Here is a 23,730-nt window from a genome sequence, read left to right as displayed (position 1 = left end):
CGGCCACAGAACCTCGGTGGCCGGGCGGACCCGCATCGACGCACGTGAGAAAGGGGCACGCGGGGTGCTGCGACTCGTCGTAAGAAGACTTATCCAGCTCATTCCCACCCTGCTCGGCCTGTCGGTCCTGCTCTTCCTGTGGCTGAACCGACTACCCGGCGGACCCGCCTCAGCGATCCTGGGCGAGCGGGCCACCGAAGCCGACGTCGTGAGGATCAACCGGTCCCTGGGACTCGATCAGCCCGTGTACGTCCAGTACTGGCGCTTCCTCAAGCGCATCGTCGAACTGGACCTCGGCACGTCCACCCAGACCGGACAGCCGGTGTGGGAGGAGTTCACGCTGCGCTTCCCGGCCACCGTGGAGCTCAGCCTCGCGGCGATCCTCATCGCCGTCGCGGTCGGCATCCCGCTCGGATACCTGGCGGCCAAGCACCGCGGCGGCTGGCTGGACGTCGCGTCCGTGTCCGGTTCGCTGATCGGCATCTGCATCCCCGTGTTCTTCCTCGCCCTGCTGCTCAAGGGCGTCTTCGCCGTGCAGCTCGGCTGGTTCCCGAGCTACGGGCGGCTGTCGACGGGTATCGACGCCACGGACATCACCGGGTTCGCCGTCCTCGACGGCCTGTTGACCGGCGAGCTGGACGCGGCCTGGGACGCGCTCGGGCACCTCGTCCTGCCGGCCGTCGCCCTGGCCTCGATCCCGCTCGCGGTGATCGTCCGTATGACCCGCGCCAGCGTCCTGGAGGTGCTCGGCGAGGACTACATCCGCACCGCCGAGTCCAAGGGCCTGGACAAGCGGACCGTACGGGGCCGTCACGTGCTGCGCAACGCGATGCTGCCCGTGGTCACCGCGCTCGGCCTGCTGACCGGCAGCCTCCTGTCCGGAGCGGTGCTCACCGAGTCGGTGTTCTCCTTCGGCGGCATCGGCTCCTTCATCCGCACCGCGATCGACGCGCGCGACTACCCCGTGCTCGTCGGGTTCATCCTCTTCATCGCGATGGTGTACGTCGTCATCAACCTGTTGGTCGACCTCGCGTACAGCATCATCGACCCGAGAGTGCGGGTGCACTGACGTGACGACCTTGACCAAGAAGGCCGACAAGATCGACCGGCTCGCCGAGCTGATGCAGACGTCCGAGGTCACCAGCGGTGCGAGCCTCTGGCGCGAGGCCATGCGGCGGCTGCGCAACAGCAAGATGGCGGTCATCGGAGCCGTCGTCATCGCCGTGTTCGTCGTCCTCGCGATCATCGGCCCCTGGATCGCCCCGCACAGCCCCACCGGCCAGAACTGGCGGGGCGAGGTCTTCCAGAACCAGGGCAAGTTCGTCGGCATGCGCGGCGAGAACTGGTTCGGCCTGGACCACCTGGGCCGCGACATGTTCTCCCGCTGGCTCGTCGGGGCCCGGCAGACGCTCCTCGTCGGTGTGGTCTCCATGCTCATCGGCCTGATCGTCGGCGCTGTGGTCGGCATCCTCTCCGGAGCCGCCGCCACCCTCGGGGGCCGGGCCGGACAGCGCGTCGACACCGTGATCATGCGCTTCACCGACATCATGCTGTCGCTGCCGTCCCTGCTGCTGGCCGTCTCCATCGCCGCGGTGCTCGGGCAGTCGCTGACCACCGTGATGATCGCTGTCGGCGTCGTCCAGATCCCCATCTTCGCCCGCCTGCTGCGCGGTTCGATGCTCGTCCAGGGCGGCGCGGACTACGTGCTCGCCGCGAAGGCGGTCGGCATCCGGCGCAAGCGGATCGTGCTCACCCAGATCCTGCCGAACTCCCTGAGCCCGGTGATCGTCCAGGCGACGCTGAGCCTCGCCACCGCGATCATCGAGGCGGCGGCCCTGTCCTATCTGGGGCTCGGCAACCCCGACCCGGCCGTACCCGAGTGGGGCGTGATGCTCTCCCAGGCGCAGCGCTTCTTCGACAACGAGCCGATGATGGCCGCCTACCCGGCTGTCGGGATCATCATCACCGCACTGGGCTTCACCCTGCTCGGCGAGGCCATGCGCGAAGCCCTCGACCCGAAGCTGCGAGGCTGACGTCCCATGCCACTGCTCTCAGTTGAAGAACTCAGCGTCACCTTCACCGCGCGCGGCCGCAAGGACGCCACAGCCGTGGACGGCGTCTCCTTCGACGTCGACCAGGGCCAGGTCGTCGGCCTGGTGGGCGAGTCGGGGTGCGGCAAGTCCGTCACCTCGCTCGCCCTGATGGGGCTGCTGCCCCGCAAGGGCGTCCGCGTCGGCGGCCGGGCCGAGTTCGACGGCCAGAACCTGCTGGGCATCAGCGAGCGCAAGCTCCGCGACCTGCGCGGCAGCCAGCTGGCGATGATCTTCCAGGACCCGCTGTCCTCGCTGAACCCGGTCGTCCCCATCGGCGTCCAGGTCACCGAGATCCTCCAGCGCCACCGCGGCCTCAAGGGCGACAAGGCCCGCAAGGAAGCGGCCTCGCTGCTCGACCGGGTCGGCATCCCCGACCCGGCGCGGCGGCTGAAGGAGTACCCGCACCAGCTCTCCGGCGGTATGCGCCAGCGTGCGCTGATCGCCATGGCCGTGGCCTGCGCGCCCCGGCTGCTGATCGCGGACGAGCCGACCACCGCACTGGACGTGACCATCCAGGCCCAGATCCTGGAGCTCCTGAAGGAACTGGTCGACCAGGAGGGCACCGCCCTGCTGATGATCACCCACGACCTGGGCGTGGTGGCCGGCCTCTGCGACCAGGTCAACGTCCTCTACGCGGGGCGGGCGGTGGAATCGGCGGGCCGCCGCGAGCTGTTCGCGCACCCCACCCACCCGTACGCGCACGGGCTGCTCGGCTCCATCCCGCGGCTCGACTCGGCGCGCGGCGAACCGCTCCGCCCGATCCGCGGCTCCATCAACGACAAGATCGCCTGGGCGGACGGCTGCGCCTTCGCGCCCCGCTGCGACCACTACACGCTGGAGTGCCTCACCGGCACCCCCGAACTGACCGAACCACGCGCCGCCGGACACCAGGTGCGCTGCGTCAACCCGGTCCTGCCCAAGGCGGAGGTCCCGGCATGAGCCTGCTCGAACTGGACGGCGTCAAAGTCCACTTCCCGGTCAAGAAGGGCATCGTCTTCGACCGTACGGTGGGCCATGTCTACGCCGTCGACGGCATCTCGCTCAGCGTGGAGGCCGGCCAGACATACGGCCTGGTCGGGGAGTCGGGGTGCGGCAAGACCACCCTCGGGCGCGCGGTGCTGCGCCTGAACGACATCACCGACGGGGCGGTCGTCTTCGACGGCACCGACCTCGCGAAGCTGCCGGCGGAGGAGATGCGGGCCTTCCGCCGCCGGCTCCAGATGGTCTTCCAGGACCCGCTGGGCAGCCTCAACCCCCGCCAGAACATCGAGTCGATCCTCTCCGAGGGCATGGCCGCCCACGGCATCGGCAAGGACCGGGACGAGCGCCGGGAGAAGATCACGGACATCCTCGCCAAGGTCGGCCTGCCGGCCAACGCGATGTCCCGCTACCCGCACGAGTTCTCCGGCGGCCAGCGCCAGCGCATCGGCATCGCCCGCGCCCTGGTCCTGGAACCCGACGTGATCATCTGCGACGAGCCCGTCTCCGCGCTCGACGTGTCGGTCCAGGCGCAGGTCATCAACCTGCTGGAGGAGCTCCAGGAGTCGCTGGGCCTGACCTACCTGGTCATCGCCCACGACCTCGCCGTGGTCCGGCACATCTCGGACGTCATCGGGGTGATGTACCTGGGCGGGCTGGTCGAGGAGGCCCCGAGCGACGCGCTGTACGCGAAGCCCCGGCACCCGTACACCAAGGCGCTGATGTCGGCCGTCCCGGTGCCCGACCCCGAGGTCGAGGACCGCCGGGAGCGCATCCTGCTCCACGGCGACCTGCCCTCCCCGGCGAACCCGCCGGCCGGCTGCCGCTTCCACACCCGCTGCCCCTGGGTGCAGGAGACCAAGTGCGCCACGGAGCGCCCGCCGCTGCTCGACACGGGCGACGGGCACAAGGTGGCCTGCCACTTCACGGCCGAGATCGAGGCCGGGACCGTGAAGCAGACCCTGGCGACGGGCATCGAGGCGGTCATCTCCACGGAGGCGGTGGCGACCGAGGCGGTGGAGGTCTCCGAGGGCGACGCCCCCGCCCCCGCCGCGGAGAAGCCCGCGAAGGTGCCGGGCCAGGCCGACGCCCCCGACTCCGTACCGGCTACGGACGGAGCCACGGACGCGGGCAAGGGCGCAGCCAGGGAAGGGGCGAAGGGCGGAGCCAAGGAGTAAAACCGGCACAATTGCCCGGTGCTCACCGAACTGTTCACGCCCTCCGTCCAGCATGCGCTCGATCTCGTCGGGATCTTCGTCTTCGCGATCTCGGGCGCCCTGCTCGCCGTACGCAAGAACTTCGACGTCTTCGGCATCGCGGTTCTCGCGGAGGTGACAGCGCTGGGCGGAGGGCTGTTCCGCGACGTGATGATCGGCGCGATCCCGCCCGCCGCCTTCACCGACCTCGGCTACTTCACCACCCCCCTGTTCGCCGCCGTCCTGGTCTTCTTCCTCCACCCGCACGTGGAGCGCATCCAGGTCGGCGTCAACGTCTTCGACGCGGCGGGGCTCGGCCTGTTCTGCGTGACCGGCACGGTCAAGGCGTACGAGTACGGGCTCGGGCTCACGTCCTCGGCGGCGCTGGGCCTCGCGACGGCGGTCGGCGGCGGTGTGCTGCGCGACGTGCTCGCCAACGAGGTGCCCTCGCTGCTGCGCTGGGACCGCGACCTGTACGCGGTGCCCGCGATCGTCGGCGCGACCATGGTCGTCCTGTGCATCCGCTTCGACACCCTCAACGCCTTCACCAGCGGCCTGGCGGTCATCGCCGCGTTCACCCTGCGCCTGCTGGCCCTGCGCTACCACTGGCGCGCGCCGCGTGCGTACAACCGGTCCTCGGCGCGGGCGGAGGAAGCCTAGAGCGGGAATGGGCGGCTTAAAAGCTACCGCTCAGTAATGCACTGCATGTACCGTGCATGCCATGGCACAGGCAGCGACAGAGGCGGCGGCGCAGACCGCCCGGGCAACCATCGGCGACAGCGAGTTCGACCGGGACACCGCGGTCACCCTGCGTGAAGGGGGCGTCTACGACGCGGAGCTCTCCGCGGGCTGGACGATCATCCACGCCGTCAACGGCGGCTATCTGCTGGCCCTCCTCGGCCGCGCGCTGGGCGAGGCCCTGCCGCACTCGGACCCGTTCTCCGTCTCGGCGCACTACCTGACCGCCTCCGTCCCCGGCCCCGCCGTGATCCGGACCCAGATCGTCCGCACCGGCCGCACCCTCTCCACCGGGCAGGCGTCCCTCTTCCAGTACGCGGAGGACGGCAGCGAGATCGAGCGCATCCGGGTCCTCGCCACCTACGGCGACCTGGACGCCCTCCCCGACGACGTACGCACCACCGCCCTGCCGCCCGCCATGCCCGACCGGGACCACTGCCTGGGCCCGAGCGACGGCGCGCCCAAGATCCCCGGCAGCTCCGCCATCACCGACCGCCTGGACATCAAGCTCGACCCGGCGACCGTGGGCTGGGCGATCGGCGCTCCCTCCGGCAAGGGCGAGATGCGCGGCTGGTTCGGCCTCGCGGACGGCCGCGACCCCGACGCGCTCTCCCTGCTCCTCACCGTGGACGCCCTGCCGCCGACCTCGTTCGAGCTGGGCCTCACCGGCTGGACCCCCACCGTCGAGCTCACCACCCACATCCGCTGCCGCCCGGCCCCCGGCCCGCTGCGCGTCTCCATCACCACCCGCAACCTCGCGGGCGGCTTCCTGGAGGAGGACGCGGAGGTCTGGGACAGCGCGGACCGCCTGGTCGCCCAGTCCCGCCAGCTGGCGAAGGCCCCGCGCGCCAAGTAGCGGCCGGGGCGGGCGCGTACGGGGCTCGCGGCGGATCATGGGCGGGTGAAATCCGACCGGCTGCTCTCCATCCTCCTGCTCCTCCAGACCCGGGGCACGGTCCCTGCTACCGAGCTGGCCGAGCGCCTCGACGTCTCCGTGCGGACGATCTACCGGGACGTCGAGGCGCTCTCCACCGCCGGTGTGCCCGTCTACGCCGAACGCGGCCGGTACGGCGGCATCGCCCTGCTCCCCGGCTTCCGCACCGACGTCACCGGCCTGACCGCCGACGAGGCGCGCGCCCTGTTCGTCCTGGCCGCCGAGGGCGCGCACGCCGCACTCGGCCTGGACGCCGCGCTGAGCTCCGCCCTGCGCAAGGTGATGGCCGCCCTCCCCGCCCCGCACCGCCCGGCCGCCGAACAGACCGGCCGCCGCGTCCTGGTCGACCCGGTCCGCTGGATGAGCGGCCCCCGGGCCGCCGTCGACGTGGCCGAACTCCACGAAGCCGTCCTCGCCGACGTACGGCTGCGCCTGCGCTACCGGCACAGCGGGACCGCCGCACCCGTCACGTACGCCGTCGACCCCTACGGCCTCGTCGTCAAGGCCGGCGTCTGGTACCTCGTCGCGGACCTCGACGGCGACCCGCGCCTCTTCCGCGCCGACCGGATCCAGGAGGCCGCCCCGGCCGAGGAGCCCGCACACCGGCGGGCCGGGGCCGAACTGGGCGACGTCTGGGAGGTGTTGCGCGCCCAGGTGGAGGAGCGCCCTCGCGGGGTACGTCTGCGGGTCCGGGTGCACCGCTCCCGACTGGACCTGTTCCGGCGGCTGAACGGGGGCGTGCTGACGGGCGAGCCGCGGCCCGACGAACCCCGGCCGGGGGAGGAGCCGGGGCAGTGGCTGCTGGCCGAGCTCGCGGTCTCCGAGGCCGCCTGGGCCCGCTCCCTGCTCTCCTTCGGGCCGAACCTGGAGGTCCTCGCACCGCCCGAGGCCCGGCGGCTGCTGGCGCGGGCGGCGGCGGAGGTGGTGGAGATGTACGGGGAGGGGACGGGGGCGGTTGGCGGGTCCGGAGCCGGCTGACGGGGGCGGAGCCGGCTGACGGGTCCAGGGTCGGCTGACGGGGGCGGGTCATGGGGTCAGGGGCTCAGTCCGTCCCGGGTGCCTCGTCCAGCCAGTGGGCGCGGCCGATCGAGACCAGGCGCAGCCGTCGCCGGGCCACCCGGACGACGTCTCTCTCGTGCTGCGGCCCCGCCTCCAGCAGCGCCGACGTGGTGATCACCATGTGGTCCACGTAGAGACCGCCCAGCATCAGCAGATCCTCCTCACTCCACCCGGCCGACCCCGGCTCCTGCGCGAGCGCGAGCGCCACCTCTTCCGCGAACCGGAACAACTGGGCGGCGATGGCCTCGCGCACCGGGCCCACCCCGCCGTGCTGCTCCCGGGCGATGAACCGGAAGTGGGCGGGCTGCGCGGCGACATGACGCGCTATCACCTCCACGCTGCGGTCCAGCCGCTCCTCACTGTCGCCCGTCTCCGCGAGCACCGCGCCGATCAGCCCGTGCAGGCTGCCCAGGGCCTCCTCCACCAGGGCCACGCCGAGCGCGGCGGTGTCCTCGAAGTGCCGGTAGAAGGCGGTGGGGGTGACCCCGGCGGCCCGGGTCACCTCGCGCAGCCCCAGGCTGCTCAGGCTCTGGTGCTCCAGCAGGAGGAGCGCGGCGTCCAGGAGGGCCTGGCGGGTCTTCAGCTTCTGGGTCTGACGGATTCCGGCGGTGTGACTCATGCCATTCAGTAAACAACCGTTCTCCGAGTCAAGGAAGGGGCTGGGAGGTTTAGGCTGGCGAGTCAGTGAACACCTGTACTCCGAACGGCTTTCGTCTTCGCACAGAGAGGTTCCGCCGTGCTTGTCCTCGTCGCCGCGCTGCTGCTGTTGGGAATCGTCCTCGGGGCGGTCACCCTGCTCCCGCTCCCGCTCTCCCTGGCCTTCGCGACCGTGATCGGCTGCTGGCTGCTGGCCTTCGTCGCGCGTGAACGCCACGCGCGCCGCGCCCGCTGATCCGCGCCTGCCAACTCGTGCCTGCGGACCAACACCCGCTGACCCGGGCCCGCACGTGCGGACCCGCATCCGCGGACCCGCATCCGCGGACCCGCATCCGCTGACCCGCATCCGCTGACCCGCATCCGCTGACCCGCATCCGCTGACCCGCATCCGCGGACCCGCATCCGCTGACCCGCGCCTGCTGGCCCGCACCCGCCGACCCGCATCGATCGCCCCGATCCCGTCGCCCCCGCCGAGCCGGCCGCACCCGGACCGATCCGAAGGAGCTCGCACCATGACCCTCACCGACCTCGCCCGCCGTACGAGTCACGTCATCGACAAGGCCGTCGCCCCGGAATCACCGCCGCGTCCGCGCGAGAAGGCCGCCCCGGCACCCGGAACCGCTCCCGCCCCGGCACCCGAATCCGCCCAGGCCCCGCAGGACGCCCCCGCCCCCGTCCCCGCCTCCGTGGAGGCCCCCGCCCCCGCCCCCGCTCCCCGCCGGGCCGCCGGCCGGGAGGCGGACGGGCTGGCTGTGGCGTCCTTCGTCCTCGGCCTCGTCGGCCTGCTGGTGTTCAACCTGCTCCTCGGCCCCGCCGCGATCGTGATGGCCCTGCTGGCCCTGGCCCGCCGCACCCGACGTCCGCGCCGCGCCTACCTCGGCCTCGCACTGGGCGTCGCCGACCTCGTGGTCCTGGCCGTCCTGGTCACCGTCAACGGCGCCGTCGCCTGGAGCTTCGGCGCCTGACGCCACCGGCCCGAGCCGCTCACCCCGTTCCGGATCGGGCTCCGGACCGGGCGCGGGCCGGGCTCCGGATGGGACTCCGGAAAGACCCGCCGCACCCCGTGCGCACGTGCGCGGCCCCCGCGCCGTGAGACGCCCGCCGTGCGCCCCGCCCCGGCCTCGTAGAATCGGCCACACCATGGCTTACCTCGACCACGCCGCGACCACGCCGATGCTTCCCGAAGCGATCGAGGCGATGACCGCCCAGCTCTCCGTCACCGGCAACGCGTCCTCACTGCACGCGGCCGGCCGCAGGGCCCGCCGCACCGTCGAGGAGTCCAGAGAGGCCCTCGCCGACGCCCTCGGCGCACGCCCCAGCGAGGTGGTCCTCACCTCCGGCGGCACGGAGGCCGACAACCTCGCCGTCAAGGGCCTGTTCTGGTCCCGCCGCGACGCCGACCCCCGCCGCACCCGGGTCCTCGCGGGCCCCGTCGAGCACCACGCGGTCCTGGACGCCGTCGACTGGCTGGCCGAGCACGAGGGCGCGAGGGTCGACTACCTCCCGGTCGACCGCTACGGCCGGGTCCACCCCGAGGAGCTGCGCGAGGCGATCCTCCGCAACCCCGACGACGTCGCGATGATCACCGTGATGTGGGCCAACAACGAGATCGGCACGATCATGCCGGTACGGGAACTGGCTGCGGTGGCCGCCGAGTTCGGGATCCCGATGCACGCCGACGCGGTCCAGGCGTTCGGTCAGCTGGAAGTCGGCTTCGCCGCGTCCGGGCTGGCCGCGATGACGGTCAGCGGGCACAAGGTCGGCGGCCCGTTCGGCATCGGCGCGCTGCTGCTGGGCCGCGACCACACCCCCGTACCCGTGCTGCACGGCGGCGGACAGGAGCGGCACGTGCGCTCGGGCACCCTGGACGTGCCGGCCGTCGCCTCCTTCGCGGTGGCGGGCAGCCTGGCCGCCGAGCGGCGCGAGCACTTCGCCCGGCGCGTCGGCTCCCTGCGCGACGACCTCGTGGCCGCCGTGCGCCATGCCGTCCCCGACGCCGTCCTGGGCGGCGACCCGGACCCGGCGGGACGGCTCCCGGCCAACGCCCACTTCAGCTTCCCCGGCTGCGAGGGCGACTCCCTCCTGCTCCTCCTGGACGCCCAGGGCATCGAGTGCTCCACCGGCTCCGCCTGCACCGCCGGAATCGCCCAGCCCAGCCACGTACTCCTGGCGACCGGCACCGATCCGGACCTGGCCCGGGGCACCCTGCGCTTCTCGCTCGGCCACACCTCGACCGAGGAGGACGTGAAGGCGCTGGCCCAGGCGATCGGCCCGGCGGTGGAGCGGGCGCGGACGGCCGGACTGAGCTGAGGGCCGCTACTCCGCCTTCGCCGGCGCGGAAGCCGAGGGCGTGGGGGAGGGCGGCGCCGTCGCCGCCCGCCGCACCAGCTTCAGATAGCGGTCCCAGTCCCAGTGCGGCCCCGGGTCGGTGTGGTCGGTGCCCGGCACCTCCACATGCCCGATGATGTGCTCGCGGTCGACGGGTATGTCGTACCGCGCGCAGATCGACGCCGTGAGCCGCGCCGAGGACTCGTACATCGCCTTGGTGAGGTCCTTCGGCCGGTCCACGAACCCCTCGTGCTCGATGCCGACGGCACGTTCGTTGTACGAGCGGTTCCCCGCCTGGTACGCCACGTCCAGCTCGCGGATCATCTGCACCACCCGCCCGTCCTGCCCCACGATGTAGTGCGTCGCGGCCCGGTGGGCGGGGTTCTGGAACACCCGCACCGCGCTGTCGAAGCTGCCCTGGGTGACATGGACGATCACGCGGTCGATCCGGAAGTCGTCGGGCCGGTCCGCCCGCCGCCAGTTCGCCTCGGAGGCGGCCACCCAGGTCGCGCCCGCGTAGTCCAGCTCACCCGGCTTGCGCGGCTTCTCCACGCCGGGCACCCGCCACCACGCCCGCTTCAGCTCGTCGCGCGCGAGCACGGCGGCGGCGCCGGCGGCCACCATCGCACCGCCGCCGACCAGCAGCGCACGCCGGCCGACGCCGCCCGAGGGCTTCTTCCGCGACGACCCGCCCGAGGGCTTGGCCGACGCCCGGGCGCTCCCGTTGTTCCCCATGTGATCACCAACGCATATCCGCGAGCATTCGGTTCCCGGCGACCCGTACCCTGGAGGGGCTATGACTCAGACTTCCCAGCGCCCCCTGCGTGTCCTCGCCGCGATGTCGGGCGGCGTGGACTCCGCCGTCGCCGCCGCCCGCGCCGCCGAGGCGGGCCACGACGTGACCGGTGTCCACCTCGCCCTCTCCGCGAACCCCCAGTCCTTCAGGACCGGGGCGCGCGGGTGTTGCACCATCGAGGACTCCCGGGACGCCCGCCGCGCGGCCGACGTCATCGGTATCCCGTTCTACGTCTGGGACCTGGCGGAACGCTTCCGCGAGGACGTCGTGGAGGACTTCGTCGCGGAGTACGAGGCCGGGCGCACGCCCAACCCGTGCCTGCGCTGCAACGAGAAGATCAAGTTCGCCGCGCTGCTCGACAAGGCCCTCGCCCTCGGCTTCGACGCCGTCTGCACCGGCCACTACGCCACGGTCGTGCTGACCGAGGACGGCGGCCGCGAGCTGCACCGCGCCTCCGACATGGCCAAGGACCAGAGCTATGTGCTGGGCGTCCTGGACGAGAAGCAGCTCGCGCACGCCATGTTCCCGCTCGGCGACACCCTCACCACCAAGGACGAGATCCGCGCCGAGGCCGAGCGCCGGGGCCTGGCCGTCGCCAAGAAGCCCGACAGCCACGACATCTGCTTCATCGCGGACGGCGACACCCAGGGCTTCCTGGCCGACCGCCTCGGCGGCCCGGCCGAGGGCGACATCCTGGACGAGTCCGGTACGAAGCTGGGCACCCACGACGGCGCGTTCGGCTTCACCATCGGCCAGCGCAAGGGCCTGAAGATCGGCCACCCCGCCCCGGACGGCAAGCCGCGCTACGTGCTGGACATCTCCCCGGTGAACAACACGGTCACCGTGGGCCCCGTCGAAGCCCTCGACGTGACGTCCCTGACGGCCATCAGGCCCCGCTGGTGCGGAACGCCCCCGTCCGGCCCGGGGACGTACACCGCCCAGCTCCGCGCCCACGGCGGCGAGACCGAGGTGACGGCCGAGCTGGTCGACGGCACGGAGCTGAACGTCACCTTCACCGAGCCGGTACGGGGCGTGGCCCCCGGCCAGGCGGTCGTCCTGTACGACGGCAGCAGGGTCGTCGGCTCGGCGACCATCGCGACGACGGTCCGCCGCGAGCGGGTCGCGGCGGGCTGACCCGGCCCTCCCGTGCGGCGGACGCCGCACGGGAACGCGCCCTGAGAGGGCGACCGGCTCAGTCGGCCACCGTCTGTGTGGCGTAGAAGCAGAAGTGGTCCTTGATCGCGGCCACTTCGGGCTTCGGCTCCGGATAGGCCCAGACGAGGTCGGCGGCGTCCGGCAGCGACCAGTAGGAAGCGTCCCCCTTGAACGGACAGTGGGTGGTGGTCTCCGAAGGCGTGAGCAGCTCGGTGCGGACGTCCTCGGGCGGCAGGTAGTAGCGGTCCGGACAGCCCGTCTCGCGCAGGACGAGCGGGCGTCGGCTCTCGGCGAGCACCTGGCCGTCGTGCACCGCCCGGACGTGCTCGGTGACCGGCTCGACGGTGATGTGGTGTCCTCGGGTGGAAGTCATACCCGTCTCAGCGGCGTACGGGCCGGGAATCTTCCCCATCCCCTGAACCTTCCCCGGAACGGGGGAGTGTCCGAGGCGGGTCGTACGGTGACTCCATGAACATCTGCGTCTTCCTCTCCGCCGCCGACCTCGACGACCGCTACACCGTGCCCGCCCGCGAGTTCGCCGAGCTGCTGGGCCGTGGCGGGCACACCCTGGTCTGGGGCGGTTCGGAGAGCGGCCTGATGAAGGTCGTCGCGGACGGGGTGCAGGCGGCGGGCGGGCGGCTCGTGGGGGTGTCGGTCGACTTCCTCGCGGCGAAGGCCCGGACCGACGCCGACGAGATGGTCATCGCCCGCGACCTCGCGGAGCGCAAGGCCCTCCTCCTGGCGAAGTCGGATGCCGTCGTGATCATGGTCGGGGGGACCGGGACGCTGGACGAGGCCACCGAGATCCTGGAGCTGAAGAAGCACGGCAAGCACACCAAGCCGGTCGTCCTGCTCAACACGGCGGGCTTCTACGACGGACTGCGCGAGCAGTTCCAGCGGATGGAGGACGAGGGCTTCCTCCCGGTGCCCCTGACCGAGCTGGTCTTCTTCGCCAAGGACGGCGTCGGCGCGCTCGCCTACCTGGAGGAGTCCGCCGGTCTCCAGTGACGCGGCCCGCCGGAGGAGTCCGGCGGCCGACAGCGACCGGGGCGGGTGGTCCTAGGATCGCCCCATGCCTACCCACCTCATCACCGGCGCCGGTTCCGGCATCGGGGCCGCTGTCGCCCGCCGTCTCCTGGAGCGCGGCGACGACCTCGTCCTCCTCGCCCGCGACGCCGGCCGCGCCAAGGAGTTCGCCGACCGCTACCCGGGCGCGCGCACGCTCGTCGGCGACCTCGGGAACCCCGACCGGCTCTCCTGGGCGTTCGGCCAGCAGGCCATGCCCGGGCAGATCGACACCCTGCTGCACATCGCGGGCGTCGTCGAACTCGGCACGGTCGGGGAGCTCACCCCCAAGTCCTGGCACTTCCAGCTCAACGCCAACCTGATCGCCCCCGCCGAGATCACCCGCCTCCTGCTCCCGCAGCTGCGCGCCGCCCAGGGGCACGTCCTGTTCGTGAACTCCGGAGCCGGGCTCAACGCCCACGCCGAGTGGAGCGCGTACGCCGCCAGCAAGCACGGCCTCAAGGCGCTGGCCGACTCGCTGCGCCACGAGGAGCGCGGCAACGGGGTGCGCGTCACCTCCGTCTACCCGGGGCGCACCGCCAGTCCCATGCAGGCCAAGGTCCACCAGCAGGAGGGCAAGGAGTACGACGCCGCCCGCTGGATCGACCCCGAGTCGGTGGCCACCACGATCCTGATGGCGATCGACCTGCCGCGCGACGCCGAGGTGAACGACCTCACGGTCCGCCCCGGCCGCTGACCCCGGCCACCCCAGCGCTTTTCGGGCTCCGCCGGCCCCGGCCACCCGTGCGCGTCGCGCGCCCGCCCGGGACCGTAGGCTTCCCGGGTGAGCGAGAAGAGCAAGTTCAGCGGGTGTCCGGCGACCGGGATCGGGTCGATGCCCGGGGGTGACGCGAGGGAGGCGGCGAAGACCGTCACCGGGTCCTTCGCGGACGGCCGGGGCATGCCGTATCTGGCGGAGCTGCCCGCACGCGGGCCCGGCGCGGACATGATCGGCCGGACCGTCGGCATGCTCGTCGAGATGTACGGACACGTCGAGCCGAGCGGCTGGCGGATCAGCGACCGGCCGGGCCGCGACACCCGCCGCGCCCGCTCCTGGCTGGGGGAGGACCTGGACGCCCTGGAGGAGTTCACCCAGGGGTACGAGGGCCTGCTCAAGGTCCAGGCGGTGGGGCCGTGGACGCTGGCCGCCGGGCTGGAACTGCGCGGCGGCGAAGCCATGCTGGGCGACCCCGGAGCCTGCCGCGACCTGGCCGGATCGCTGGCCGAGGGGCTGCGCGCCCACCTCGCAGACGTACGCCGCCGGCTGCCCGGGGCCGAGGTCGTGCTCCAACTGGACGAGCCCTCCCTCACCGCCGTCCTGCTGGGCCGGGTCCGCTCCGCCAGCGGCTATCGCACCTACCGCGCCGTCGACCGGCAGGTCGTGGAGGCGACCCTGCGCGAGGTGCTGGCCGCGGCGGGCGAGGACGGGACGACGATCGTCCACTCCTGCGCCCCCGAGGCGCCCTTCGCGCTGCTGCGCAGGGCCGGGGCCGACGGAATCTCGTTCGATTTCTCGCTGCTCACCGAGCGTGAGGAGGAGGCGATCGGGGAAGCCGTCGAAGGCTCCACCCAGCTGTTCCTGGGCGTGGTCCCGTCCACCGAAGCGGCCTCGGACGCATTGTCAGACCCGGGCGGTAGCGTCATGGGCGTCAGGACGTTGTGGAGCAGGTTGGGGCTGAATCCGGGGACTCTCGCCGAGTCCGTCGTGATCACTCCGTCGTGCGGTCTCGCGGGGGCGTCGCCCGCGCACGCCCGCACCGCACTCGACCACTGCTCCAGAGCGGCGCGATCGCTCGCGGACAACCCTGAGTGACGGGCACGACGGGACGACGGGCAAACGGGAGGACGGGACGATGGCCGGCGAACAGCGGGTGGAGCAGGAGAGCTCGATTCCGGCAGACGTGCGCGAGGAGCACGCGCTGCTGGCCGAGCAGGTCGAGGAGCACCGCTTCCGGTATTACGTGAAGGACCAGCCGGTCGTCAGCGACGGCGATTTCGACCGGCTGATGCGTTCCCTGGAGAGACTGGAGGACGAGCACCCGGCGCTGCGCACGCCGGACTCCCCGACCCAGAAGGTGGCGGGCCCCTATCGCACGGAGTTCACCTCCGTGGAGCACCGCGAGCGCATGCTCTCCCTGGACAACGCCTTCGACGACGAGGAGCTGGCCTCCTGGGCCGAGCGCGTCGCCAAGGACGTCGGCACGCCCGACCACCACTTCCTGTGCGAGCTCAAGGTGGACGGGCTCGCCGTCAACCTCACCTACGAGCACGGCCGGCTGACCCGGGCGGCGACCCGCGGCGACGGCCGCACCGGCGAGGACATCACGCCCAACGTCCGCACGATCGCGGAGATCCCGCACCGCCTGAAGGGCGAGGACATCCCCGCCCTGGTCGAGATCCGCGGCGAGGTCTTCTTCCCGATGGAGGCGTTCGAGGAGCTGAACGCCCGGCTGGTGGCGGCCGAGGACAAGCCCTTCGCCAACCCGCGCAACGCGGCGGCGGGATCGCTGCGCCAGAAGGACCCGAAGGTCACCGCCACCCGCCCGCTGCACATGGTGGTGCACGGCATCGGAGCCCACGAGGGCCTTGCCATCGACCGCCTCTCCCAGGCGTACGACCTCCTCCACGCGTGGGGCCTGCCCACGGCCCAGCACAACAAGGTCGTCGACTCCCTCGCCGGCGTACGGGAGTTCATCGCGTACTTCGGCGAGCACCGGCACTCCGTGGAGCACGAGATCGACGGGGTCGTCGTCAAGCTCGACGAGATCCCGCTCCAGGGACGGCTGGGCTCCACCTCCCGCGCCCCGCGCTGGGCCATCGCCTGGAAGTACGCCCCGGAGGAGGTCAACACCAAACTGGTCAACATCCGCGTCGGCGTCGGCCGCACCGGCCGCGTCACCCCGTACGCCCAGGTCGAGCCGGTCGAAGTGGCCGGTTCCGAAGTCGAGTTCGCCACCCTGCACAACCAGAACGTGGTCAAGGCCAAGGGCGTCCTGATCGGCGACACCGTGGTCATCCGCAAGGCGGGCGACGTCATCCCGGAGATCCTCGGCCCCGTCGTCGACCTGCGCGACGGCACCGAGAAGGCGTTCGAGATGCCGACCCACTGCCCCGAGTGCGATACGGAGCTGCGCCCCATGAAGGAGGGCGACATCGACCTCCGCTGCCCCAACGCCCGCACCTGCCCGGCCCAGTTGCGCGAGCGGGTGTTCTACCTCGCCGGGCGCAAGAGCCTGGACATCGACCACTTCGGCTATGTCGCCGCCGCCGCCCTGACCCGGCCCCTGGAGCCCGCGGAGCCGGTCCTGCGGGACGAGAGCGACCTTTTCGGCCTCACCATCGACCAGCTGCTGCCGATCCGGGCGTATGTCCTGGACCAGGACAGCGGCCTGCCCAAGCGCGACCCGAAGAGCGGCGAGGAGAAGATCGCGACCGTCTTCGCCAACCAGCAGGGCGAGCCGAAGAAGAACGCCGTGGCCATGCTGGAGGGCATCGCCGCCGCGAAGGAAGCGCCGCTGGCCCGCGTCCTCACCGGGCTGTCCATCCGGCACGTCGGCCCGGTCGCCGCGCAGGAGCTGGCCCGCCAGTTCCGCTCCATCGACCGCATCGACGAGGCGAGCGAGGAGGAGCTCGCAGCGGCGGACGGCGTCGGCCCCACCATCGCCGCCTCCGTCAAGCAGTGGTTCGCCGAGGACTGGCACCGCGAGATCGTGCGCAAATGGCGCGAGGCCGGGGTCCGGATGGCCGACGAGGGAGCCGATGAGGACGAGGGCCCCCGCCCCCTCGAAGGACTCACCGTCGTCGTCACCGGCACCCTCACCGCCTACACCAGGGACGGCGCGAAGGAGGCGCTTCAGGCCCTCGGGGCGAAGGTCACCGGATCGGTGTCGAAGAAGACTGCCTTCGTGGTCGTCGGAGACAACCCCGGCTCCAAGTACGACAAGGCCATGCAGGTGAAGGTCCCTGTGCTGGACGAGGAGGGGTTCGCCGTCCTGCTCGCACAGGGCCCGGACGCCGCACGGGAAGCGGCCCTGCCGGCGCCCGAGCCGGCGACTCCCGAACCGGAGGCCGCGACGGCCGAACTGCAATCCGCGCCCCCCGCACCGCGGACCGCCGCTTCCGAACCGGAGACCGCGACCCCCGAACCGGAGACCACCGAGGAGTAGCGCCCCGCACCGGACCCGCTCACTCCGCGCGCCGCGCCCGGGCACCCGCTGTTCGCCGGATCGAGACGTCTTCGAGACGCGGCCCCGGCGTGGCGCGGCTCCAGAAGGGAAGAATCGGGGCAGAGGTGCGAAGAAGGGTCGGTCGGACCCCGAACGGCCTCTCCGCATCACCCGTTCGGCGCATACCAGATGGTGATGGGCAGCCGGTTCGCATTCGGCGAGAGCGGTAGAGCGCTGCCCCTGGAAGCCTTTGGCGGCCTACTGTTGAGGGGTAGCGCCCGCCGGTGCACGGCCGCCCGTCCGGGGCCGTCGGAGCACCGGAGCGGGGGCCACCGAGGGACTTCGGCACCGCCGGCTGTGAGAGGGACGGAATGAAACCGACCGAGAGCGCCGCCCCGGTGTCGCGGCTGCAAGGTTTCGTCGGGCTCACGTCCCCCGTGGGCGCCGCCGCCATCGGGATCGCGGCGTTACTTCTGGCCACCGGGCTCTACCGGACGGTGCGCGACGGCCACGCGCTCTTCCCGGACGGGGCGGTGGGCTGGTCGCTCGCCGTGCTCACCGGCATCATCGTCGGCCACCTGGTCGCGCTCGGCCGCGACCGGTGGTGGGGCGGCACCGGCTCCGGGGCCGCCCTCACCCTCGCCGTGCTGCTGCTCTACGGCTGGCTGCCGGCGGGCCTGGTCAGCCTGGTCGTCGTGGTGCTCGTCGGGAGCGCCCGCCGGCACCGCTGGTGGCAGGGGCTCCTGCACGGCGCGGTGGACATCCTCGGCATCGCGGCGGCGGCGCTCGTGCTGGCCGCGTTCGGCGTGGCGCCGACCGTGGAGGACCCCTGGCTGCCACTCGACTGGGGCATCGCCGCCGTACCGGAACTGCTCCTGACGGCGTCCACGTATCTGCTCGTCACCCGGGTCCTGCTGTGGTACGCCAGGGCGCCCCAGCACGGCGGACTGCCCACCATCGCCCGTACGGCGCTGCTGCGCCAGGGCCTCGTCGCCGTCGCCCTGCTCGGCCTCGCCCCGCTGATCTGCGTCGTCGCCACGTCCATGCCCGTCGTGCTGCCGCTCTTCGCGGTGCCGCTGATCGCCCTGGACTCCACCCTCTGGATCGCCCGCGCCCGCGCCGAGGAGCAGTTGCGCGACCCGCTGACCGGTCTGCCCAACCGCCAGTGGCTGCTGGAGCGGACCTGGTCGGCTCTGGAGGACGCCGAGAGCGTCGGCACCCGGTCGGGGCTCGTCCTGATCGACCTGGACCGCTTCCGCGCGGTCAACGACACCCTCGGCCACCTCGCCGGCGACCGGCTGCTGCTCCAGATCGCGGAACGCCTGCGGCTGGCCCTGCCGCCCGGCGCGGAGGCGGCCCGGCTCGGAGGCGACGAGTTCGCCGTACTCCTGCCGCAGGCCGACTCGACCACCAGCGCCCAGCGGGTGGCCCGCCATCTGGTCGCCGAGCTGTCCTCGCCGCTCGACCTGGACGGGCTGATCCTCGTGCTGGAGGCCAGCGCCGGGGTCGCCGTCTACCCGGACCACGCGCTGGACGCCGAGGGCCTGCTCCGCCGCGCGGACGTCGCGATGTACCAGGCCAAGCGCGACCGCACGGGCGTCGAGGTCTACGAGTCGAAGCGGGACAGCAACACCCCCGACCGGCTGGGGCTCCTGGGCGATCTGCGCCGGGCGCTGGACGCGGGCGACGTCGAGCTGCACTACCAGCCCAAGGTCCGCTTCGACGGGCAGGTCGCCGGTCTGGAGGCGCTGGTGCGCTGGGTGCACCCGGAGCGCGGCCGGGTCCCCCCGGACGAGTTCATCGCCATCGCGGAGTCCTCCGGGCTGATGCCGCACCTCACGGAGTACGTGCTGGAGACGGCGCTCGCCCAGGTCGCCCGGTGGCGTGCGCAGGGCCTGTCCGTGCCGGTCGCGGTCAACGTGTCCCCGCGCGACGTCCACACCCCCGGCTTCGCGGGCGGGGTCGCCGCCCGGCTCGCCCGGCACGGCGTGCCCGCCTCGGCGCTCCAGCTGGAGATCACCGAGCACGTGCTGCTGGAGGACCCGCAGCGGGCCGCCGACACCCTCGCCGGACTCACCGCGCACGGCGTGAAGATGTCCCTGGACGACTTCGGCACCGGCTACTCCTCCCTGGTCCACCTGCGCCGCCTGCCGGTGAGCGAGCTGAAGATCGACCGGTCCTTCGTGGCCCGGCTCGCGGTCGACCACGAGGACGCGGAGATCGTCCGCTGCACGATCGACCTGGCCCACTCGCTCGGCCTGGTCGTCGTCGCCGAGGGCGTCGAGGACGACGAGACCTGGGAGCGGCTGCGGGACCTGCGGTGCGACGCGGTGCAGGGCTGGCTGGTGGCGGCCGCGATGCCGCCCCAGGAGACGACGGCCTGGCTCCGGGCGCGCGGCGAGCACGGCTGGCGGCGCCCCGCCGAGCTGGAGGCCCAGGCGGCCGCTGCCGCGGCGAACGGGAAGCCCGACGCCGAGCAGCACCCGCACCCGGCCCAGGGGCGCGCGATCTCGGGCCCGGCGACGACCTGAGACCCGGCCCCGGCCCCGTACGAAAGGATTCGCGGCCCCGCCCGGAAGCGGTGCCCGGCCCCGTACGAAAAGGTGCTCGCCCCGTGCGGAAGCTGTGCCCGCGCTCGTACGGGACGGGTCCCGGCCCCGTACGAAACGGCTCACGGCCCCCCGAAACGGGTGGGCCGTTCGGGGTGGGGTACCCGCCCTCGGGCGACCCCATAGGATTGGGGCCAAAACCACACACCAACCCCTGAGGATCGCTGCATGCCTGGCATCACGCGCGAGGAGGTCGCCCACCTCGCCCGGCTGGCGCGTCTGGAGCTGAAGGGCGAAGAGCTCGATCACTTCGCCGGTCAGCTCGACGACATCATCGGCGCGGTCGCCCGCGTCTCCGAGGTCGCCGACCAAGACGTACCGCCGACCTCCCACCCGCTGCCGCTGACCAACGTCATGCGCGCGGACGAGGTCCGTCCGTCGCTCACCCCCGCGCAGGCGCTCTCCGGCGCCCCGGCCCAGGAGCAGCAGCGTTTCAAGGTGCCGCAGATCCTGGGGGAGGACTAACCGCCATGACGGACCACAGCACCATCATCAAGCTCACCGCGGCCGAGATCGCCGCGAGGATCGCCTCCGGCGAGCTCACCGCCGTCGAGGTCACCGAGGCCCACCTCGCCCGGATCGACGCGGTCGACGAGAAGGTCCACGCCTTCCTGCACATCGACCGCGAGGGCGCGCTCGCCCAGGCCCGTGCCGTGGACGCCAAGCGCGAGGCGGGCGAGAAGCTCGGCCCGCTGGCCGGCGTCCCGCTCGCGCTGAAGGACATCTTCACCACGAAGGACATGCCGACCACCGTCGGTTCCAAGATCCTCGAGGGCTGGGTCCCGCCGTACGACGCCACGCTCACGCAGAAGCTGCGCGCCGCCGACGTCGTCATCCTCGGCAAGACCAACATGGACGAGTTCGCCATGGGGTCCTCCACCGAGAACAGCGCCTACGGCCCCACCGGCAACCCCTGGGACCTCACCCGCATCCCCGGCGGCTCCGGCGGCGGCTCCTCCGCCGCCCTCGCCTCCTACGAGGCCCCGCTCGCCATCGGCACGGACACCGGCGGCTCCATCCGCCAGCCCGCCGCCGTCACCGGCACGGTCGGCGTCAAGCCCACCTACGGCGGCGTCTCCCGCTACGGCATGGTCGCCTTCTCGTCCTCCCTGGACCAGGGCGGGCCCTGCGCCCGCACGGTCCTGGACGCGGCGCTGCTGCACGAGGCGATCGCCGGCCACGACCCGCTGGACTCGACCTCCATCGACGCCCCGGTCCCGCCGGTCGTCGAGGCCGCGCGCAACGGCTCCGTACAGGGGATGCGCGTCGGCGTCGTCAAGCAGTTCCGCGGCGAGGGCTACCAGGCCGGAGTGCTCCAGCGCTTCGACGAGTCGGTCGAGCTGCTGAAGTCGCTGGGCGCGGACGTCGTCGAGCTGGACTGCCCGTCCTTCGACCTGGCGCTCTCGGCGTACTACCTGATCGCGCCCTCCGAGTGCTCCTCCAACCTGGCCCGTTTCGACGCCATGCGCTACGGCCTGCGGGTCGGGGACGACGGCACGAAGTCGGCCGAGGAGGTCACCGCGCTGACCCGCGAGGCCGGTTTCGGCGACGAGGTCAAGCGCCGCATCATCCTGGGCACGTACGCGCTCAGCTCCGGCTACTACGACGCGTACTACGGCTCGGCCCAGAAGGTCCGCACCCTGATCACCCAGGACTTCGAGAAGGCGTTCGAGCAGGTCGACGTGATCGTCTCCCCGACGACTCCGACCACCGCCTTCCCGATCGGCGAGCGCGCCGACGACCCGATGGCGATGTACCTCGCGGACCTGTGCACCATCCCCACCAACCTGGCCGGCAACTCCGCCATGTCGCTCCCCTGCGGCCTGGCCCCGGAGGACGGCCTGCCGGTCGGACTACAGATCATCGCCCCCGCCATGAAGGACGACCGGCTCTACAAGGTCGGAGCGGCCGTCGAGGCCGCCTTCGTGGAAAAGTGGGGGCACCCGCTGCTTGAGGAGGCTCCGTCGCTGTGACTGCCATGGCAAAGAAGGCCAGTAACTTCAAGAAGTCCAAGACCGGGCTGTACGTCGCGCTCGGCAGTACCGCGTTCGGCGCGATCAGCGTCGCCAAGCAGGCGAAGCTCGCCCGCCACGACAACGACGTGCTGCGTCTCGTCGACGCGGCCGTCTCCGCTGCCGCCATCGTCACCGGACTCGCGATCCTGTATCGCGAACTGAAGCGTCTGGGCGACGAAGACGTCCTGCTGGGCTGAGAGGGAAAGTTTCACCGTGACTGTCACCGACCTGGTGTCGTACGAGGACGCGCTCGCGTCCTACGACCCCGTCATGGGCCTCGAAGTCCATGTCGAACTCGGCACCAAGACCAAGATGTTCTGCGGCTGCTCCACGGAGCTTCAGCAGGGCGCCAACTCCCAGACCTGTCCGGTCTGTCTCGGACTGCCCGGCGCGCTGCCGGTCGTCAACGAGATCGGTGTCGAGTCGGCCATCAAGATCGGTCTCGCGCTCAACTGCGAGATCGCCGAGTGGTGCCGCTTCGCCCGGAAGAACTACTTCTATCCGGACATGCCGAAGAACTTCCAGACCTCCCAGTACGACGAGCCGATCGCCTTCGACGGCTATCTGGACGTCCAGCTGGAGGACGGCGAGATCTTCCGGGTGCAGATCGAGCGCGCCCACATGGAGGAGGACACCGGCAAGTCGACGCACGTCGGCGGCGCCACCGGCCGTATCCACGGCGCGTCCCACTCCCTGCTCGACTACAACCGGGCCGGCATCCCGCTCATCGAGATCGTCACCAAGCCGATCGAGGGAGCGGGCGCCCGCGCCCCCGAGGTCGCCAAGGCGTACGTCGCCGAGCTCCGCGAGCTGATCAAGGCCCTCGGGGTCTCCGAGGCGCGCATGGAGATGGGCCAGATGCGCTGCGACGTCAACCTGTCGCTGCGGCCCAACGGCACCGAGACGTTCGGCACCCGCTCCGAGACGAAGAACGTGAACTCGCTGCGTTCCGTCGAGCGGGCCGCGCGCTTCGAGATCCAGCGGCACGCCGCCGTGCTGTCCTCGGGCGGCACGATCGTGCAGGAGACCCGGCACTTCCACGAGGAGGACGGCTCCACCACGGCCGGCCGCATCAAGGACAACGCCGAGGACTACCGCTACTTCCCCGAGCCGGACCTGGTGCCGGTGGCACCCGCCCGCGACTGGGTCGAGGAGCTCCGCAAGGGCCTCCCCGAGCTGCCCCGGCTGCGGCGCGCCCGGCTCAAGGAGGAGTGGGGCGTCTCCGAGCACGACATGCAGTCCATCCTCAACGCGGGCGCGGTCGAGCTGATCGTCGCCACGATCGAGGCGGGCGCACCCTCGGACCAGGCCCGCAAGTGGTGGATGGGCGAGCTGGCCCGTAACGCCAACGAGACCGGCCGCGGCCTGGACGCGCTGCCGATCACCCCGGCGCAGGTCGCCCGGGTGGCCGCGCTCGTCGCCGCGGGCGACCTCAACGACAAGCTGGCCCGCCAGGTCATCGAGGGTGTCCTCGCGGGCGAGGGCGACCCGGACACCGTCGTCGAGAAGCGCGGCCTGAAGGTCGTCTCGGACGAGGGCGCGCTGTCCACGGCCGTCGACGAGGCCATCGCGGGCAACGCGGCCATCGCGGACAAGATCCGCGGCGGCAAGGTCGCGGCGGCGGGCGCGCTCGTCGGCGCGGTCATGAAGGCGACCCGGGGCCAGGCGGACGCGGCGCGCGTGCGTGAGCTGATCCTGGAGAAGCTCGGCGTCGAGGGCTGACCCTCCGGCCGATCACGTCCTGAAAGGGCGGCGCACCCGTACGACTACGGGTGCGCCGCCCTTTCTACGGGTGCGTCGCCTTCTTTACGGGTGCGTCGCCTCTTGTACGGTGCGTCGCCTTCTTTACGGGTGCGTCGCGCCTTGTACGGTGCGTCGCCTTCTTTACGGGTGCGTCGCCCCTTCCACGGTGCGCCGCCCCCTCTACAGGTGCGTCGCCCC

General features: G+C 72.1%; 23 protein-coding genes. 20 read left to right on the top strand and 3 right to left on the bottom strand.

The features are described from left to right. The first annotated feature begins 64 nt into the window (after window positions 1-64). From ACLJPL_RS12055 to ACLJPL_RS12025, 7 genes are all read left to right on the top strand, one after another. Window positions 65-1,069, top strand: coding sequence for an ABC transporter permease (locus ACLJPL_RS12055; protein WP_411080760.1), 1,005 nt, complete (start codon window positions 65-67; stop codon window positions 1,067-1,069). A 1-nt stretch (window position 1,070) separates the two neighbouring features. Continuing rightward, window positions 1,071-2,033, top strand: a complete 963-nt coding sequence (locus ACLJPL_RS12050; RefSeq protein WP_411080759.1) for an ABC transporter permease — start codon at window positions 1,071-1,073, stop codon at window positions 2,031-2,033. Between the two features lie 6 nt (window positions 2,034-2,039). Beyond that, on the top strand, window positions 2,040-3,032 hold the full coding sequence (locus tag ACLJPL_RS12045; protein WP_411080758.1) for an ABC transporter ATP-binding protein: 993 nt from the start codon (window positions 2,040-2,042) through the stop codon (window positions 3,030-3,032). Next, window positions 3,029-4,249 (top strand): ABC transporter ATP-binding protein, encoded by a 1,221-nt coding sequence (locus tag ACLJPL_RS12040; RefSeq protein WP_411080757.1) that lies wholly within the window; start codon window positions 3,029-3,031, stop codon window positions 4,247-4,249. The genes ACLJPL_RS12045 and ACLJPL_RS12040 overlap by 4 nt, the downstream gene beginning before the upstream one ends. Window positions 4,250-4,267: 18 nt before the next feature. Next, entirely contained in the window at window positions 4,268-4,927 is a 660-nt protein-coding gene (locus tag ACLJPL_RS12035; RefSeq protein WP_411080756.1) for a trimeric intracellular cation channel family protein, read from the top strand. Between the two features lie 61 nt (window positions 4,928-4,988). Continuing rightward, complete coding sequence (locus tag ACLJPL_RS12030) at window positions 4,989-5,861, top strand: thioesterase family protein (protein WP_411080755.1); 873 nt, start codon at window positions 4,989-4,991, stop codon at window positions 5,859-5,861. A gap of 45 nt (window positions 5,862-5,906) precedes the next feature. Continuing rightward, on the top strand, window positions 5,907-6,917 hold the full coding sequence (locus ACLJPL_RS12025; RefSeq protein ID WP_411080754.1) for a helix-turn-helix transcriptional regulator: 1,011 nt from the start codon (window positions 5,907-5,909) through the stop codon (window positions 6,915-6,917). A gap of 64 nt (window positions 6,918-6,981) precedes the next feature. On the opposite strand, the gene ACLJPL_RS12020 is transcribed toward ACLJPL_RS12025, so the two are convergent. Next, on the bottom strand, window positions 6,982-7,617 hold the full coding sequence (locus ACLJPL_RS12020; protein WP_411080753.1) for a TetR family transcriptional regulator: 636 nt from the start codon (window positions 7,615-7,617) through the stop codon (window positions 6,982-6,984). Window positions 7,618-7,734: 117 nt separating this feature from the next. Between ACLJPL_RS12020 and ACLJPL_RS12015 the strand changes: the two genes are divergently transcribed. The 3 genes from ACLJPL_RS12015 to ACLJPL_RS12005 all read left to right on the top strand — a co-directional run bounded on the left by ACLJPL_RS12015 (window position 7,735) and on the right by ACLJPL_RS12005 (window position 9,965). Further along, window positions 7,735-7,890, top strand: a complete 156-nt coding sequence (locus ACLJPL_RS12015) for a hypothetical protein (protein WP_411080752.1) — start codon at window positions 7,735-7,737, stop codon at window positions 7,888-7,890. Between the two features lie 277 nt (window positions 7,891-8,167). Then, the gene (locus ACLJPL_RS12010; RefSeq protein ID WP_411080751.1) at window positions 8,168-8,620 is read left to right on the top strand and encodes a hypothetical protein; all 453 of its coding nucleotides are present in this window, start codon (window positions 8,168-8,170) and stop codon (window positions 8,618-8,620) included. A 175-nt stretch (window positions 8,621-8,795) separates the two neighbouring features. Further along, window positions 8,796-9,965, top strand: a complete 1,170-nt coding sequence (locus ACLJPL_RS12005) for a cysteine desulfurase family protein (protein WP_411080750.1) — start codon at window positions 8,796-8,798, stop codon at window positions 9,963-9,965. A 6-nt stretch (window positions 9,966-9,971) separates the two neighbouring features. Here the strand turns inward: ACLJPL_RS12005 and ACLJPL_RS12000 are convergent, their stop codons facing one another. After that, a complete protein-coding gene (locus tag ACLJPL_RS12000) occupies window positions 9,972-10,718 on the bottom strand; it encodes an N-acetylmuramoyl-L-alanine amidase (RefSeq protein ID WP_411080749.1) in 747 nt (248 codons plus the stop codon). Between the two features lie 61 nt (window positions 10,719-10,779). Here ACLJPL_RS12000 and mnmA point away from each other — a divergent pair, with 61 nt between their 5' ends. Further along, window positions 10,780-11,913 carry a tRNA 2-thiouridine(34) synthase MnmA gene (mnmA, locus tag ACLJPL_RS11995; RefSeq protein ID WP_411080748.1) on the top strand — a complete coding sequence of 378 codons (1,134 nt, stop codon included), beginning with the start codon at window positions 10,780-10,782 and terminating at the stop codon, window positions 11,911-11,913. Window positions 11,914-11,971: 58 nt separating this feature from the next. Here mnmA and ACLJPL_RS11990 read toward each other — a convergent pair whose 3' ends face one another. Next, window positions 11,972-12,307, bottom strand: a complete 336-nt coding sequence (locus ACLJPL_RS11990; RefSeq protein WP_411080747.1) for a DUF427 domain-containing protein — start codon at window positions 12,305-12,307, stop codon at window positions 11,972-11,974. 95 nt (window positions 12,308-12,402) lie between these two features. On the opposite strand from ACLJPL_RS11990, the gene ACLJPL_RS11985 reads away from it, so the two are divergent. The 9 genes from ACLJPL_RS11985 (at window position 12,403) to gatB (ending at window position 23,511) form a co-directional block, all read left to right on the top strand. Next, window positions 12,403-12,942 carry a TIGR00730 family Rossman fold protein gene (locus ACLJPL_RS11985; protein WP_411080746.1) on the top strand — a complete coding sequence of 180 codons (540 nt, stop codon included), beginning with the start codon at window positions 12,403-12,405 and terminating at the stop codon, window positions 12,940-12,942. 64 nt (window positions 12,943-13,006) lie between these two features. Beyond that, window positions 13,007-13,696, top strand: coding sequence for an SDR family oxidoreductase (locus ACLJPL_RS11980; protein WP_411080745.1), 690 nt, complete (start codon window positions 13,007-13,009; stop codon window positions 13,694-13,696). Window positions 13,697-13,783: 87 nt separating this feature from the next. Beyond that, the gene (locus ACLJPL_RS11975) at window positions 13,784-14,812 is read left to right on the top strand and encodes a methionine synthase (RefSeq protein WP_411080744.1); all 1,029 of its coding nucleotides are present in this window, start codon (window positions 13,784-13,786) and stop codon (window positions 14,810-14,812) included. Between the two features lie 40 nt (window positions 14,813-14,852). Then, window positions 14,853-17,165 carry an NAD-dependent DNA ligase LigA gene (gene ligA, locus ACLJPL_RS11970; RefSeq protein ID WP_411080743.1) on the top strand — a complete coding sequence of 771 codons (2,313 nt, stop codon included), beginning with the start codon at window positions 14,853-14,855 and terminating at the stop codon, window positions 17,163-17,165. A gap of 371 nt (window positions 17,166-17,536) precedes the next feature. Further along, on the top strand, window positions 17,537-19,696 hold the full coding sequence (locus ACLJPL_RS11965) for a putative bifunctional diguanylate cyclase/phosphodiesterase (RefSeq protein WP_411080742.1): 2,160 nt from the start codon (window positions 17,537-17,539) through the stop codon (window positions 19,694-19,696). Between the two features lie 246 nt (window positions 19,697-19,942). Then, entirely contained in the window at window positions 19,943-20,239 is a 297-nt protein-coding gene (gatC, locus tag ACLJPL_RS11960) for an Asp-tRNA(Asn)/Glu-tRNA(Gln) amidotransferase subunit GatC (RefSeq protein ID WP_003966094.1), read from the top strand. Window positions 20,240-20,244: 5 nt separating this feature from the next. Next, window positions 20,245-21,747, top strand: a complete 1,503-nt coding sequence (gatA, locus tag ACLJPL_RS11955) for an Asp-tRNA(Asn)/Glu-tRNA(Gln) amidotransferase subunit GatA (protein ID WP_411080741.1) — start codon at window positions 20,245-20,247, stop codon at window positions 21,745-21,747. Window positions 21,748-21,752: 5 nt separating this feature from the next. After that, window positions 21,753-21,986, top strand: a complete 234-nt coding sequence (locus ACLJPL_RS11950) for a hypothetical protein (RefSeq protein WP_411080983.1) — start codon at window positions 21,753-21,755, stop codon at window positions 21,984-21,986. Window positions 21,987-22,002: 16 nt separating this feature from the next. After that, on the top strand, window positions 22,003-23,511 hold the full coding sequence (gatB, locus tag ACLJPL_RS11945) for an Asp-tRNA(Asn)/Glu-tRNA(Gln) amidotransferase subunit GatB (protein ID WP_411080740.1): 1,509 nt from the start codon (window positions 22,003-22,005) through the stop codon (window positions 23,509-23,511). Window positions 23,512-23,730: the final 219 nt, after the last annotated feature.

It is taken from the genome of Streptomyces sp. cmx-18-6, assembly GCF_046548915.1.
Taxonomy (GTDB): domain Bacteria; phylum Actinomycetota; class Actinomycetes; order Streptomycetales; family Streptomycetaceae; genus Streptomyces.
The sequence above is the reverse complement of the archived record's forward strand: the minus strand, read 5'-3'. Positions and strand labels throughout refer to the sequence as shown.

Bases quoted from the DNA above. Each gene is read 5' to 3' on its own strand.
- ACLJPL_RS12045 (WP_411080758.1), top strand. From the start codon at position 2,040: ATGCCACTGCTCTCAGTTGAAGAACTCAGCGTCACCTTCACCGCGCGC.
- ACLJPL_RS12040 (WP_411080757.1), top strand. From the start codon at position 3,029: ATGAGCCTGCTCGAACTGGACGGCGTCAAAGTCCACTTCCCGGTCAAG.
- ACLJPL_RS12030 (WP_411080755.1), top strand. From the start codon at position 4,989: ATGGCACAGGCAGCGACAGAGGCGGCGGCGCAGACCGCCCGGGCAACC.
- ACLJPL_RS12020 (WP_411080753.1), bottom strand. From the start codon at position 7,617: ATGAGTCACACCGCCGGAATCCGTCAGACCCAGAAGCTGAAGACCCGC.
- ACLJPL_RS12010 (WP_411080751.1), top strand. From the start codon at position 8,168: ATGACCCTCACCGACCTCGCCCGCCGTACGAGTCACGTCATCGACAAG.
- ACLJPL_RS12005 (WP_411080750.1), top strand. From the start codon at position 8,796: ATGGCTTACCTCGACCACGCCGCGACCACGCCGATGCTTCCCGAAGCG.
- ACLJPL_RS12000 (WP_411080749.1), bottom strand. From the start codon at position 10,718: ATGGGGAACAACGGGAGCGCCCGGGCGTCGGCCAAGCCCTCGGGCGGG.
- mnmA (WP_411080748.1), top strand. From the start codon at position 10,780: ATGACTCAGACTTCCCAGCGCCCCCTGCGTGTCCTCGCCGCGATGTCG.
- ACLJPL_RS11990 (WP_411080747.1), bottom strand. From the start codon at position 12,307: ATGACTTCCACCCGAGGACACCACATCACCGTCGAGCCGGTCACCGAG.
- ACLJPL_RS11985 (WP_411080746.1), top strand. From the start codon at position 12,403: ATGAACATCTGCGTCTTCCTCTCCGCCGCCGACCTCGACGACCGCTAC.
- ACLJPL_RS11980 (WP_411080745.1), top strand. From the start codon at position 13,007: ATGCCTACCCACCTCATCACCGGCGCCGGTTCCGGCATCGGGGCCGCT.
- ligA (WP_411080743.1), top strand. From the start codon at position 14,853: ATGGCCGGCGAACAGCGGGTGGAGCAGGAGAGCTCGATTCCGGCAGAC.
- ACLJPL_RS11965 (WP_411080742.1), top strand. From the start codon at position 17,537: ATGAAACCGACCGAGAGCGCCGCCCCGGTGTCGCGGCTGCAAGGTTTC.
- gatC (WP_003966094.1), top strand. From the start codon at position 19,943: ATGCCTGGCATCACGCGCGAGGAGGTCGCCCACCTCGCCCGGCTGGCG.
- gatA (WP_411080741.1), top strand. From the start codon at position 20,245: ATGACGGACCACAGCACCATCATCAAGCTCACCGCGGCCGAGATCGCC.
- ACLJPL_RS11950 (WP_411080983.1), top strand. From the start codon at position 21,753: ATGGCAAAGAAGGCCAGTAACTTCAAGAAGTCCAAGACCGGGCTGTAC.